Raw genomic sequence first — 13,780 nt, forward strand, 5'->3', positions numbered from 1 at the left:
TTAAACCCTCCGGTTCTCGTGTAACTTGATAATCCTGCCCGCCGTCCGAGCTGCTTCCGCATTGGATGGTAAGACAAAAATTCCTTCTTCTTCGAGGACTTTAACCTGTTCACTAAGAGGTTGCGGGTCGGCTTCGGTACCACACACAAAGGCAATTACTGCCGGATTATTGCTCGGATAAGCATCCCGGGCACGGGCCACTGCGCGGGCCAGTTCCCCTGCCGGGTCAGCGTGACTCCCGTAACCAGTTACTACATCACAAAGGATAACTCCTACCTCCGGATCAGCATACTCCTGCATTAAACGTTCGTTGCGAGGAAAGGGATCAATCATTGGATGTGGACGCCCTCTTGTAAACTCGTCATCCCCTAAATCCACAATGGTATGCTTGTGGCTTTTCCTTGCTGAAGGTAATTTTAGTTCTGGTTTTAATGGGATATTGGAGAAGATATCCCCGATGATATCGCTGAGTATCACCATTGCCTCGTCGGCTAGGGTGCCCCCCGTAAACAGGCCCCGTATATAACGCTGGTTCGGGCACAGCTGGCGCTCCAACACTGCCATCTGTTCTGAATAATCCCCCCAGTAAGTTTCCGGTATGGAAACTGCTTCTTCTCCATTGGCCAAAGCGACTGCCTTATAAGCCGCATCTTCGATGGTTACTGCACCCACAAAACCAGCTGACCTAATGATATTCATATCGCCTTTTAGCAAATTTACTATTACGGGTTTCTTACACTGCTTAACCCTATCCAGTATTTTTTTAGTTGTCTGTGGTCCAGCAGGTTTTGAAATCAATAAAATAACCTCAGTCGAAGGGTCATTTTCAAGAAGATCAATACCGAGAAGCATCATTTGCCCACCAACTTCATCTAAGAGGTCTCTGCCTCCGGTTCCTATGGCATGGGAAATGCCTCCTCCCATACGCTCGATCAGAACAGTTGCTTCTTGAATACCGGTTCCTGAAGCACCAACTATCCCTATTTTGCCACGAGAAACAACGTTGGCAAAAGCAAGGGGCACGCCATCAATAATTGCCGTACCGCAATCCGGCCCCATTACCAGCAATCCTTTCTTAGTTCCGATTTGCTTAAGCCAGACCTCATCTTCCAGGGAAACGTTATCACTAAATATATGCACGTTAAGTCCCAGGTTTAGTGCTTTAAGCGCCTCTGTTGCTGCATATATTCCTGGCACAGAGATAAGGGCTAAATTAGCACCTGGTAAAGCCTCTACTGCGCTTCGTAAGGTCTTAGGAGATTGCTGTTTAGTCTCACCCTGTTGTACTTCGGCACGGTTGAGAAGTTTTTCCGCCAATTCCAAAGCTTTTTGTGCCTGCTTTTCTGTATCTGACGCCACGATTATCGCCAGATCATCGGCATTGGCAGCAGCAACTTCAGGTACCAACATCCCTATATTTTCTAAAGTGCTCTTGTTCAACTCCGTCGCCATAATTACAGAAGCATGCTTTATCCCCTCTTGCTTACTGAGTTCAGAAGATAACTTCATTAGTTTTACAGAATCCTGATACATCTTTGGTTTAATTAACCATCTAATAACCACTACTCAGCATCTCCTTTCCGTTTTCCAGGGCCAACAGCAATCCAATAGCTGTATCTGTACCTGAAGATGCACCCCTTGCTAGCAATTTTTTCATGCTAACGCCAACTGCTTCTGGCTCTCCCTCCGCAATTGCCTTTAGCAAGGCTGTGAGCGGTTCCATATAGTACCCTCTACAAGCCCACCTGATATGTGTTTGGCTAATTTCGTTTGTACGTGCAAGGGATGACAGCACTTTAGACTGCATCATTTTTTTAATCTCCCAGGCGCGGGAACTTATGGCAGATATTAAATCCAACCCGCTCATGTAACCCACAAGCAGATCATCCCCAGATGGAGTCAAACCTGGTCCCAAACCCAATAAATTTTTAACTGCTTCATCCGCAATAAACTGCCATTCATTTCGGTTCCAGTTTATCCGGAGGAGATCGATGCCCTGCTTACCTCTTTGCATTACAACCTTATCGAAAGGGTCACTGGTACAGGGAGCACCGCCGTTAAGGGCGCAAAGCATTGGACCCTTACCGTAAGTAAATAAATGTGACCACAAGGAATCCAGACACAAAGACTTAAGGCCAAAATCGCGTGGCGGGTCAATACGTGCTGCATAAATGCATCTCCTCATTAACAAAACCTTGTTGATGCCAGAAGTTGGAACTTTAGTAAAAACTAAGTGTTCCCCAGCAAAGATGCGATTGTATAAGGAGTTCCATTCATGTTCGCTCAGCAGCACATTAATGGGTCCATGCCCTATAGACTGGCTACCTACACAAATGAGTCCAGCCGGGGCTCGGCAATACAATGAACTTTTAAATATGGAAATTACTTCAGTAGAAGTCTGTTTTTCTATAGTCCTCCAGGCCCCTATACCTACAGAAAGAGCCTCCAAAACATCCACCCTTTCTTCACTTACAGGAAGAGACCTAATATAACCAACAACACAAGAACCCCTAGCACATATGGCGCATTATTGCGTACAACTCTTTCAATTTCCATTTGGAATGTCTGGGAGAGAGCAGCAACATTAATCTGAACAGGACTCATCTGCGTTCCCATACCGATCGCCAGGGCCACAAGTCCCATTTGTAAAGGAGTAAGGCCGACAGCAGCAAGAACGGGAACCACCAGGCTAATTACGCCAACGCTATACGCTCCAGCAGGTACAGCTACAATGAAGCCAGCTAAAATTGCTGTCGATACAAAAACAAAAGGTGGGGCACTAGCCGCAATCTGAGCTATATATTTAAAGGTACCAATTTCTGAAAGAATATTTATAAAACCAAGGAAAACACCGATTGTAAACAACCGCGTCAGGATGAAAGATGAACCTTGAACTAAATTCTCAGCCATATTATCTATTGAGTATTTTGTTAAAATTGTTGCCAGAACAATAGTGGTGATCATGTTAAAAGGTGGTGTAAATACATGGTAACCGCCAAATAACATATTGTTTAAATACTTACCGGCGACAACTACAACAATAAAGTAGAGAGGTGGAAGAGCAGTTCTTATTAACTGGCCCATGGGCATGGGTTCATTGTTTTCTTCATTCAAAATATGTCCCCGCCGCCAAACTCCATAAGATGCCAGGGCAATACCAATTATCCAAAATAAGATCGTAAATGGAAACATTGTGTTAACATAGGTGCCAACATCTATCCCTGCAATTTTAGCAATTGTGGCACTCTCGGCAGAAGCTGGGGATGTCTCAAAACTCGCTGCTGTTGCAATCGCCATACCTGCAATTAGCTCAGGAACTGCTCCTACAGCAGCAAATGCCAATGGACCTGTTACCATTGTATTTCCTGCACCAAGACCAGCAGCGTAAGTTGCTAGTGCCTGAATGAGCACAATAGCACCAGCGACTAGATATACTCTATTGCCGGTGATTTTCCGACTTAGCCGAAGCAGAGCATCAAACCCTCCTGTCTTGGCAACAGCAAGGGCCGTCGCGGAATACATAATTGGTGTTGTCATAGACATCATACCGGGAATAGCGTCCATGATTATTTTTGTTGCTGACGCCAGACCCATATGACCGATAATCATAGCAACGATTGCACCGCTGATACCCGCGACTATCATATGCTTTTTCATAACAAGGACGACAATGATAACAAGAAGCGGCAAAAGTACAATTGCACTCATTTTTTATCCTCCTAACAAAATCCGTTTTAAATACAACCGTCTATTCTTCCATTTTTTATTTTTAAAACTTAACCCTCCCAAAAGAACGACTCGTTATTATATCTCCTCCCCTTAACCTCTGCGTGCCTATGCAATCTAACTGTACGTCGACATCTACACGAAACACATAAGATTGGTATTCCATGGGCCACAGCCTGTTCTTCAGCGCGGCGAACCCGAGGCTATGATATTATTCACCTCCGCCGCAAAAACATTTCTGGTAATTAGATCCAATTACCTATATCCGGACATTTGTAGTTTAACACTGCTAAGTCAACCACTCTATGTCAAATACATACAAAAGACAACGCTTTAATTAGTCAAATATCAACAAGTTAAATCATAATATAAATAAAAAACACCACCGAATAAACGGTGGCCATATACTTAAAGTTAATTTCCTTTCATGTGCAGGATTTTAAGGGCAAGCTGCAGGTTCAAACGATCATCCGGAAACTTTAAATCAAGACCAGTAAGTTGTTGTATCCGGTTTATGCGGTATCTCAAAGTATTATAGTGAATAAATAAGGCATCAGCTGTTTTCTGTAGGTTCATATCATTAGCAAACAGCATCTCCAACGTTGCAATTAGACCGGCTTTATTTTTTTCATCGTATGAGACCAGTTGGCCTAAGATATCGTCAAAGAAACATCGCATCTCTACCGCATCAGAAGACAATAAAATGCGGTATACGCCCAAGTCGTCAAAGTGTAAAACTTGGGCACATTCGTAAGCACGCCTCCCGATTTCCAGGGCCTGTTGGGATTGGTTTATGCCTTCAGCAATCTTCATGGGGTCGGCAATAAAGCGGCTAATCCCAACTAGTATTCGTGTGTCTAACCGCTTTGTTAACTCTTTACAACAGGAACGGGCCAAAGTCTCAGCATTTCTCCGCAACTGTTTAGTATCTTTACCTGGCAGAGGGCGGTGCAGGACCATTAACCGTCTTCCCATCTCGACAACCGCTGATCCCGGAGATAATGAAGCAACAGTTGTATTTACTATCTCCATCATCTTAAGCCGTTTCTTACGGGCAAACAATGGCTCCTGATCGTAAAGCGATTGCAAATCATCACAATCAAATAACATGACTGTAAAACCATTATTAATTTCCCACCCAAATCTTTCGGCCAAAATGATCGCATCTTCCTTTGAGGTAATTTTACCATCCACGAGATATTCAATGAAGCTGCTTTTAAACCTGCACTCTACATCAAAGACAGCCCGTTGCTTGCTTATTTCCAAAGCAATTACAGTAACTGCCTGATCGATACCGGTTTTATCCCGTTCAGAAATAGGCTTTTGGGGTTCCCAGATAAACAAGTATGCATAAATTTCCTCGGCAACTGTAACAGGGCGACATCTGGCATATAACCCACCGGCATAATTGAATACCAATTGTTCCCTACCATCCTTACAGGCTTCTGCCAGCTGTTTTCTATCATTTACCAGTTCAGCCAGTGCCCGGTTCTTATCAGTACCAAAATCGCGGGGCTCTAACCACGAAGCTATCTTACGGAAAAAAGGATCATGAATGGAAACCGGCAGTCCCAGTAAGCCGGCTAAAGTCCTCGCGATCTCAGCCAGCCCTCCGCCATGTAGAACTATATCGGTTAAGGCTTTGCTAAGTTGTTCATTCCTTTGCAGGATGGCTGCCTGGCGGTTTAAAATTTCAGCCAAAATAGGATTTATAATTTCATTAAATGATGCGCTGTTGGGCAATTTAATCAAGGGAAACTTGTATTGGTTGGCCTGCTTAATCATAATCTCTGGAATCTCGCAGATATAGCGTTCCGGCTTTATAGCCAGCGCAGCCAATCCACATTTGTTTAGTTCGGGTATCAAATTTTCTAGAGCTTTGAAATCATCTTTAATAGGATAAGCGGTTGTCAGCAAAAGCTCTGCGGGTTTTATATAACTTCCTATGTCTGGTACTTCCATGATGTTCACAGAATTGATTATACGATCAAGTCCCTGTTCGCCGCCAACCAGTACTGCTCCCTCCATCTGAGGCAAGCTCAGCGCCTCTCTTACAGTAATTCCCATCATCAGCATATACACCTTCTACCAATAGAATCCGGGCCACCTGTTAATTTAAAAAATACACTAAATCGGCTCTTTGCTACTTTTATATGAGCCTTTTGCATAATTTTGGGGCTCAATTTTTACATCCAAAATTATTTTAACATAAAACACCTACACAGCCTATTAAACCCTATTTGAACTTAAGGATGGAAAAGCTTCCCAGAGATTTTTGCCTTTCACTAAGTTATACGAATTGAGTCCACCATTTTGCTTCTTTTAAGTTTCTGTTTAGCCTCCCCAAAACCTCTTTACTATCCTTTCACCACTGCCAGCGTCTTCAGCTTCTTGACCGGTTTCACCAGATCCAGCTCCTGGCTGATTACGAAGTCGATGTCCTTGTAGGCAAACCTGCTCTCCTCCGATATATCAGCTTTTTTCTGCTTGCCCAGGACCACTCCCAGTTCTTTTAAATCAGCCATGGTTTTCTCTGCAGGGATCTCACGCAACGCCTCTTTTCTGCCCATTTTTCTCCCGGCACCATGGGAACAGGAATAAAATGATTCGGGGTTGCCCAGCCCCTCAACTATATAGCTGAAGCTGCCCATGGCACCGGGCACGATCCCCATTTCTCCTTTCCTAACCCTGATGGCTCCTTTTCTGTGCACCCAGACATCCTCACCATAATGGTTTTCCAAGGCAGCGTAATTATGGTGGGCATTTATTTCATTGTGAAATTCTATGCGCGGAAAAGCTTGCGCTAAAATATCTTTAACCACCAGGAGCATCTTGTCCCTGTTTTCCCTGGCAAAGTCCAGGGCTAAATCCATCCAACGCACGTAACTCTGCCCTTCTTCCGTATCTACAGGTAAAAAGGCCAGGTCATATTCACGGGGAACAGGAGCAGACATTTTGCGGTTCAGCTCTTTGGCCACTTCATTAAAATGCCGTGCTATCTTGTAGCCGAAATTCCTGCTGCCGCTGTGGATCATTATACAGACCATGCCTTGCTCATCTTCCTGCAGTTCAATAAAATGATTTCCCCCTCCCAGAGTACCTACCTGATAATAGCCGCTTTCCACTTCCTCCCATAAAGCTCGGTCCAAAGGAGAGCTATGTTCGCCCAACACTTTTTTAAACCTCTCAATGGCACGGCATTCCTGCCGCTTTTTATGGTGGCTAAAGCCAGTGGGGATGTCTCTCATGATATTGCCGACTATAGTTTGCAACATATCCATTGTTAAATCTGATTTATGCAGATTTGTTTCCAGGTAGGCCATACCGCAGCCGATATCCACGCCCACAGCATTAGGGATGATAACTCCCTCGACAGCAATCACCCCTCCGATGGGCATGCCAAACCCTTCATGGGTATCAGGCATTAACGCTACCCACTTGTGCAGGAAGGGCAGATTAGACAAATTTATGGCCTGCTGTAGGCAACCAGACTCTATTTGTACCGGTGCTTCCAACCATACCTTAATTGGAAATTTCTGCAGGCCATGATTATAAAGTTGAAACATCTTTTTCCTTCCCCCAACTATTGCAGAGAAATTTAACAGTATGACTATAGAACAATTTACTGACAATAGCAAGAGCATCATAATGTAAAATATGGGTTGGCAATAATTGCTTATGCTTTATATAGAATGTCGTTACATAATTTTTATTTGTTTTTATTATTGATAATAGTTACTTCTAGTGATATAATCAATCTAGAAGTCGTAATTCTAGAAAACAAGAGATATGGAGGTATGTCAAAATGAAAAAGTTTGTGTGTGCAATTTGCGGTTACGTACATGAGGGGACCGAACCACCGGTAAAATGCCCGCAGTGCGGCGCTCCCGCTGAAAAATTCAGTGAAAAGACTGAGGGTAAATTGGAGTGGGCTGATGAACATAAAATCGGCATTGCCAAGGATATCGACCCTGAAGTTATCGAAGGGCTAAAGGCTAACTTTGTCGGTGAGTGCACCGAAGTTGGCATGTATTTGGCCATGAGCCGCCAGGCAGACAGGGAAGGTTTTCCCGAAATTGCAGAAGCATATAAGAGAATTGCCTGGGAAGAAGCTGAACATGCTGCCAAGTTTGCCGAACTTCTGGGCGAGGTAGTTTGTGCCGACACCAAAAAGAACCTTGAGATGCGGGTTGAAGCGGAGTTTGGGGCATGCAAGGGCAAAAAAGATTTAGCTACAAAAGCTAAGCAACTCAATTACGATGCTATTCATGACACCGTCCATGAAATGTGCAAAGATGAAGCAAGACACGGCGCCGCTTTCCAAGGCCTTCTCCAGAGATACTTTGGCAAATAACAATTTATGATAAAAAACCTGGGATTAACTAAATCTCCCAGGTTTTTTATTCATCCAGTTTATGTTCAAGGCCGTATTGTATCAACTTCCGGCACTTGGGACATTGGATTTCTAAACCTACAGGCTTGCATTTGGCTCGAAAAAGCAACTTCCCGCATTCGCAGTTATATTCTTCCCACTTCCTGCTAATGAACAGCCGGAATTTTGTTGCATCTTTTTGCATTGCTAACACAGACAACAAGTCTCACCTCACCGCTGCCCAATTGTTGTCCTTATTGTACCACCGTTCAGGTTGTACTGTAAACGATTTTATAGTGCTTTTTATGACAAATAGAACTTTATTTCGGGCGTGAGTTTTGTATTAGAATTCTACTTGCCTTTTGCACAGCCGCCACAATCCGCTGATACCCGGTACAGCGGCAGAGGTTGCCTGAAATTCCAGTGCGAATTTCTTCAATTGAGGGATTAGGATTACTATCCAGCAGCGCTTTTGCGGAAAGAATCATGCCGGGCGTACAGTAGCCGCATTGAATGGCTCCCTCCTCAACAAACGCCTGCTGTAAGGGATGTAGGTTTCCCGGGCTGCCTAACCCCTCAATAGTAGTAAGCTCCCTACCAACGGCTTGCACAGCCAGTACCAGGCATGAATTAACTGCCTTGCCATCCAGGAGAACGGTACAAGCCCCGCAGTCGCCCTCTCCGCAACCTTCTTTTGTGCCCTTTAAACCAAGGACCTCCCTGATGAAATAAAGCAAAGTTCGATGTTCCTCTACCTGAGCTCGAATTTGCTTGCCGTTGACAGTCATAGCCAACTCAACCAACGCCATAATTATTCCCCCCAAGTCCCGCTAAAGCATATAAGGCACGGCCTGCCAGCACTTTGGCCAACTGCCGCCGGTAGCTAGCTTCTGCCCTGATGTCGGAAATGGGACAAATGTCACTGTCCACCAGTTCCTGAGCCTGTGCAATTACAGTGTCATCTATTTTTTGCTGCAACAAATAGGATTCAACCCTTTTTGCCCTTACCGGTGTAGGCGCTACAGCACCCAAGGCAATTCCTGACCCGGTGCATCTCCCCTCAGGGTTCAGTTCCAGGTAGGCAGCCAGGTTAACGACAGAAATAGCCAGTGCGTTTCTTTTGCCGCATTTATAAAAAATGGACTTGCCGCCGGGATTGGCCCTGATGGTCACCTTGCTGATCAGTTCCGTGGGTTTTAACAGGGTTTTCCCCGGTCCAAGGAAAAATTCAGCAACCTTTACTTCCCTTGAACCTTCAGCGCTTACCAGCGTTAAGACTGCATTCAAGGCCAGTAGCGGGGAAACTGCATCAGCCGCCGGAGAGGCACTCTGCAAATTGCCGGCCAACGTGCCCCGGTTTCTGATTTGCGGCCCCCCCACTACCCTTGCGGCCATCCGCAAAGCAGCAAAGGGGCCCATTAAAAGCGGGCTTGCCGCCAAATCCGCATGGGTAACCAGGCCGCCAATTTCCAGCATATCGCCGGTGAATCTTATTTCCCGCCATTCCTCAAGCCGAGATAAATCAACCAAAACTTGAGGAGCTACTTTACCACGGCGCAGATCCACCAGCACATTGGTCCCTCCCGCTACCGGCAGCAATTCCCCCCGGTTTTCCCGCAGCAGTTCCAAAGCCTCGCAGGCGGTTCGTGGGGTTAAGGTTTGAAAGCGCATCTTCCCCCTCCTCGTCTCGCTACTTTTAAGTTCCAAAACATGGTAACTATTTCAGGGCCTCAAACTTATGTAAATAGCTGCCATCAGCTATATCCCGGAAAGCTTCAATATAGTATTGGCCCTTGGTATAGATAAGTTTAACCCGCATCTTTTCTCCAGGCAGGCGGGCAGCCACAGTAAGAAGTGCCTCCCCTGAACGCCGGTCGGAGCTTAACTTCACTTCATCCAGGTATAGATACAGCGGGGTAAGGTAAGGGTAAGACCTTTCCTTGGCGAAGTTGTGGCGGAACTCCTCCCGGCTAAGCATCGCCTTCAGTTCTGGAGTCAGAAAAAGATAAACATCTCCTGGCCGGTTAGCGTTAACCGCTTTGATAAAAGCATTCACCCGCCATTCCGCCTGCTTTTTTCCCGGCCAGGACCAGGGACCGACAGCTATGAAGAGCAGTAGTACACAGAAGCCTAACCAAAAGTATGACGCCGTTTTTTTCATCAGCGCTCAGCCCTGGAATAAGGAATTGTATAAGCAGCGGGGAACTCAGCTTTCTTGGAAACGCTAATCAACACCAGCACGGTTAAAACATAGGGCAGGGCCAGAAGGAACTGGTGGGGGATAGCCACTCCCATGGCCTGCAACCTCAACTGCAGCGCATTAGCCCCCCCGAATAAAAGCGCTGCACCCAAAGCACGGTAGGGATTCCAGCGGGCAAAGATTACCACAGCCACGGCTATAAATCCCCGTCCCGCTACCATCTGGTCAAGGAAAGTATTCATAAACCCGATGGAAAGAAAGGCGCCGCCCAAACCGGCATAAATCCCGCCAATGGCCACACAGATGTAACGAATTAACTGTACGTTAATGCCTTTGGAGTCAGCGGCTCGGGGGTGCTCCCCTACGGCCCGGACTTTTAAGCCAAAAGTGGTTTTTTCCAGAATGACCGAGGTAACGACCACTAAGATCAGTGTTAAATAGACTAAAGCGTTATGATTGAATAAAATCGGTCCTAAAACCGGCAGGTCGCTGAGCAGCGGAAAATTCAAAGCTTGAAATGTTTCCACCTGGGGAGGAAGCTTTTTGATACCCAGGAGGGCCCGGTACAAAAATGTGGAAAGACCTGTGCCCAAAATAGTTAAAGCAGTCCCGGCAATAACCTGGTTGGCTTTAACAGTGATGCTTAAAAAAGCCATAATCAGGGAAAACAGCAAACCAACAGCCATAGCCAGGAAAAGTCCCACCCACAGGTTATGGCTAAAATAGACTCCTATAAAACCGCCGAAGGCTCCCATCAACATCATGCCCTCCAGCCCCAAGTTGAGAATCCCCGAACGCTGGGTATAGATTTCTCCTAGAGCTGGCAGCAGGATGGGAACACTCATCCTAATAGCTCCCGCTAACAGACTTATCAGAAACCCCTCGGTTAAAATGTTTGACAGCAAGCCTATCCCTCCATTGAGTGTAAACCACCCGGCTGATTACAAAAATAATTACCAGTCCTTGAATGACATCTACTAGGGAAAAAGGAATTCCCACCAGGCGCTGCATGGTATTTCCGCCAACAATCAGCGCCGCAAAGAAAAAGGAGGATATTATGATTCCAAATGGTTTTAAATCGCCCAGCAAAGCCACCACTATGGCCAGGCTGCCATAGCCCGCTGCCAGGTCATCCAGCAATCGATAGTGGATTCCAAACACTTCACTCCAACCGGCCACCCCTGCCAGCCCAGCCGAGATAACCATGGTCAAGACAATAGTTTTCGGCACTATGATCCCGCTGTATTGGGCTACATGCTCGCTTTCACCCACCAGCTCAATGGTGAATCCCAGGGTTGACCGCCAAAAGATGTAGCCTGCAAAAATGATCAATAAAGCTATAATCAAACCAAAATGGAGTCTTGTGCCGGGAATTAATACGGGAAGACGCAAAGCCTCGCCGATTAACGGGGTCTGAGGAAAACCATGCCCCTTGGGATCAATCATAGGCCCCCGCACCAGCCAGGCCAATAAATATAAAGCTACATAGTTGAGCATTAGGGTAGTGATCACTTCGTTGGCGTTAAATTTGGCCCGCAGCACCCCAACAAGGCCGCCCCACAATGCCCCGCCCAGGAATGCCGCCAGAAATGTTAGCGGTAAAAGCAACACTGCCGGCAAAGGAAAATTTAAGGCTACAAAAACGGCAAATATAGCGCCTAAGATAAATTGTCCATCTCCGCCAATATTCCAGATTTGGGCTTTAAAAGCAACGGACGTGCCTAAAGCCATAATCATGAGCGGCGTGGCCTTGACCAACGTCTCCGCCATGCGGTGGGCAGAGCCAAAGGCTCCTCTAAACAATGTCTGATATGCCCGTAAGGGGTCATTTCCAGCAAGCAGCAGCAAAAGCGCCCCAACCAGGAAAGCCAGGCCGATAGTGAGCAAAGCGGGAAGCAGGCTGGCAAAAGCCCCTCTTAAATAAGTCTTGATTTTCAGCATGCTTCCTTACCCCCGCTTTCTACGCCAGCCATTAACAAACCTATCTCTTCAATGCTAGCGTTGTTGTCCAAAATACCCATAATTCGTCCCTCATAAATTACTGCAATCCGGTCTGACAGCTGCATGATCTCCTCCAGATCTGCAGAAATCAGCAGCACAGCCACGCCTTGGGCCCGTTGTTCAAGAAGCTTTTGCCTTACATATTCAGTAGCCCCTATATCCAGTCCCCTGGTCGGCTGGTTTGCTATGAGCACCTGGGGGGAAGAACTGATCTCCCGCGCCAAGATAACCTTCTGCTGGTTGCCACCCGAAAGGTTCTTGGCTTTTTCCTCGTGACCTGTAGCCTTAACCTTATATTCCGCTAAAAGCCTCTCTGCATTGGCTTTAATTGCTTTAAAGTTCAATAAACCTCTCCGGGAGAATTTAGGCCCGTTAAACTCTTTGATAATCAAATTTTTGCTTAAACTTAAATTCATAGCCAAACCGGTCTTATGCCGGTCTTCTGGGATATGGGCAATACCTTTGGTAATAAACTCCTTAGGTTTGAGACCTACCAGATCTGTCCCGTTCAGCAAGATCTTGCCAGCCAGCGCAGGTCTGAGGCCTGTGAGCACTTCGCACAGCTCCTTTTGCCCGTTACCATCCACACCTGCCAAACCCAAAATTTCACCGGACCGGATTGAAAAGCTCACATTGTTGAGAGCCAGCAGGCCTTTATCATTTTCAGCCCTTAAATTTTCCACCGCCAGCTTTACGTCCCCAGGCTCTGTTTCCTGGCAACTAAAATTAAAAAGCACATCCCGGCCAACCATCATCTTGCTTAAATCCCTCTTGGTCGTAGACGAGGTCACCTTAGCCCGGCCTACCAAGTGCCCGTCCCGCAGCACCGTCACCTCATCGGCAATAGTTAAAATCTCTTCCAGCTTGTGACTGATTAGGATGATGGATTTACCATCCCGCCGCATCATCCGCAAGACCTCGAAAAGCTCCTTTGTTTCCTGAGGAGTGAGCACAGCTGTTGGTTCATCCAGAATCAAAACCTCAGCGCCCCTGTACAGAGCAGACAAGATTTCCACGCGCTGCTGCTCACCCACTGACAGCTGCCAAACCTTGGCCTTTGGATCAACTTGCAGTTTATATTTACGTGACAATTCCAGCAATGTCTTTTCCACATTGCTAGTGTCCAAAAACGGAGCCCGTTTGGAGGGTAGCCCCAACATGATATTTTCCACCACGGTCATGGGCCGGACCAGCATAAAATGCTGGTGGACCATACCGATGCCCAGGCTCATGGCTTTGGAAGGACTGTCGATTTTCACCTCTGACCCCTTGACGATAATTTTTCCCTCTTCAGGCTGGTACAGACCGTAAAGTACATTCATCAGGGTAGTCTTACCGGCTCCATTTTCACCTAATAGCCCGTGAATAGATCCTATAGCCAAGTTGAAGTCCACCCTGTTATTTGCCACTACGCCTTTGAAAGCCTTGGTAATCCCCTGCATCTGAACAGCTAAGTTATCCATAGCCTCACCTCTGAGGAA

At 46.3% G+C, this 13,780-nt stretch carries 13 protein-coding genes; 1 reads left to right on the forward strand and 12 read right to left on the reverse strand.

Annotated elements, in window-relative coordinates:
• The 5 genes from fdrA to EYS13_RS08870 all read right to left on the reverse strand — a co-directional run bounded on the left by fdrA (window position 1) and on the right by EYS13_RS08870 (window position 7,292).
• Window positions 1-1,563 carry an acyl-CoA synthetase FdrA gene (gene fdrA / locus EYS13_RS08850; RefSeq protein WP_227761871.1) on the reverse strand — a complete coding sequence of 521 codons (1,563 nt, stop codon included), beginning with the start codon at window positions 1,561-1,563 and terminating at the stop codon, window positions 1-3.
• On the reverse strand, window positions 1,553-2,458 hold the full coding sequence (locus EYS13_RS08855; RefSeq protein WP_227761872.1) for an oxamate carbamoyltransferase subunit AllH family protein: 906 nt from the start codon (window positions 2,456-2,458) through the stop codon (window positions 1,553-1,555). The genes fdrA and EYS13_RS08855 overlap by 11 nt, the downstream gene beginning before the upstream one ends.
• A gap of 11 nt (window positions 2,459-2,469) precedes the next feature.
• On the reverse strand, window positions 2,470-3,708 hold the full coding sequence (locus EYS13_RS08860) for a hypothetical protein (protein ID WP_227761873.1): 1,239 nt from the start codon (window positions 3,706-3,708) through the stop codon (window positions 2,470-2,472).
• 432 nt (window positions 3,709-4,140) lie between these two features.
• Window positions 4,141-5,796: a PucR family transcriptional regulator gene (locus tag EYS13_RS08865; protein ID WP_227761874.1), complete on the reverse strand. Its 1,656-nt coding sequence runs from the start codon at window positions 5,794-5,796 to the stop codon at window positions 4,141-4,143.
• A 287-nt stretch (window positions 5,797-6,083) separates the two neighbouring features.
• Window positions 6,084-7,292: an RtcB family protein gene (locus EYS13_RS08870; RefSeq protein ID WP_227761875.1), complete on the reverse strand. Its 1,209-nt coding sequence runs from the start codon at window positions 7,290-7,292 to the stop codon at window positions 6,084-6,086.
• Window positions 7,293-7,531: 239 nt separating this feature from the next.
• On the opposite strand from EYS13_RS08870, the gene EYS13_RS08875 reads away from it, so the two are divergent.
• Complete coding sequence (locus EYS13_RS08875) at window positions 7,532-8,080, forward strand: NADH peroxidase (RefSeq protein WP_227761877.1); 549 nt, start codon at window positions 7,532-7,534, stop codon at window positions 8,078-8,080.
• Window positions 8,081-8,126: 46 nt separating this feature from the next.
• Here the strand turns inward: EYS13_RS08875 and EYS13_RS08880 are convergent, their stop codons facing one another.
• The 7 genes from EYS13_RS08880 to EYS13_RS08910 form a co-directional block, all read right to left on the reverse strand.
• Window positions 8,127-8,318, reverse strand: a complete 192-nt coding sequence (locus tag EYS13_RS08880) for a hypothetical protein (protein WP_227761878.1) — start codon at window positions 8,316-8,318, stop codon at window positions 8,127-8,129.
• Window positions 8,319-8,418: 100 nt separating this feature from the next.
• Window positions 8,419-8,907 carry a (2Fe-2S)-binding protein gene (locus EYS13_RS08885; RefSeq protein ID WP_227761879.1) on the reverse strand — a complete coding sequence of 163 codons (489 nt, stop codon included), beginning with the start codon at window positions 8,905-8,907 and terminating at the stop codon, window positions 8,419-8,421.
• Complete coding sequence (locus EYS13_RS08890) at window positions 8,894-9,769, reverse strand: FAD binding domain-containing protein (RefSeq protein WP_227761880.1); 876 nt, start codon at window positions 9,767-9,769, stop codon at window positions 8,894-8,896. The genes EYS13_RS08885 and EYS13_RS08890 overlap by 14 nt, the downstream gene beginning before the upstream one ends.
• Window positions 9,770-9,815: 46 nt before the next feature.
• A complete protein-coding gene (locus EYS13_RS08895) occupies window positions 9,816-10,154 on the reverse strand; it encodes a hypothetical protein (protein WP_227761881.1) in 339 nt (112 codons plus the stop codon).
• A 104-nt stretch (window positions 10,155-10,258) separates the two neighbouring features.
• Window positions 10,259-11,143, reverse strand: coding sequence for an ABC transporter permease (locus EYS13_RS08900; protein ID WP_227761883.1), 885 nt, complete (start codon window positions 11,141-11,143; stop codon window positions 10,259-10,261).
• 1 nt (window position 11,144) lies between these two features.
• A complete protein-coding gene (locus tag EYS13_RS08905) occupies window positions 11,145-12,239 on the reverse strand; it encodes an ABC transporter permease (RefSeq protein WP_227761885.1) in 1,095 nt (364 codons plus the stop codon).
• Window positions 12,233-13,762, reverse strand: a complete 1,530-nt coding sequence (locus tag EYS13_RS08910) for an ABC transporter ATP-binding protein (RefSeq protein ID WP_227761886.1) — start codon at window positions 13,760-13,762, stop codon at window positions 12,233-12,235. The genes EYS13_RS08905 and EYS13_RS08910 overlap by 7 nt, the downstream gene beginning before the upstream one ends.
• Between the last annotated feature and the right edge of the window lie 18 nt (window positions 13,763-13,780).

This window comes from Zhaonella formicivorans (assembly GCF_004353525.1).
Classification (GTDB): domain Bacteria; phylum Bacillota; class DUOV01; order DUOV01; family Zhaonellaceae; genus Zhaonella; species Zhaonella formicivorans.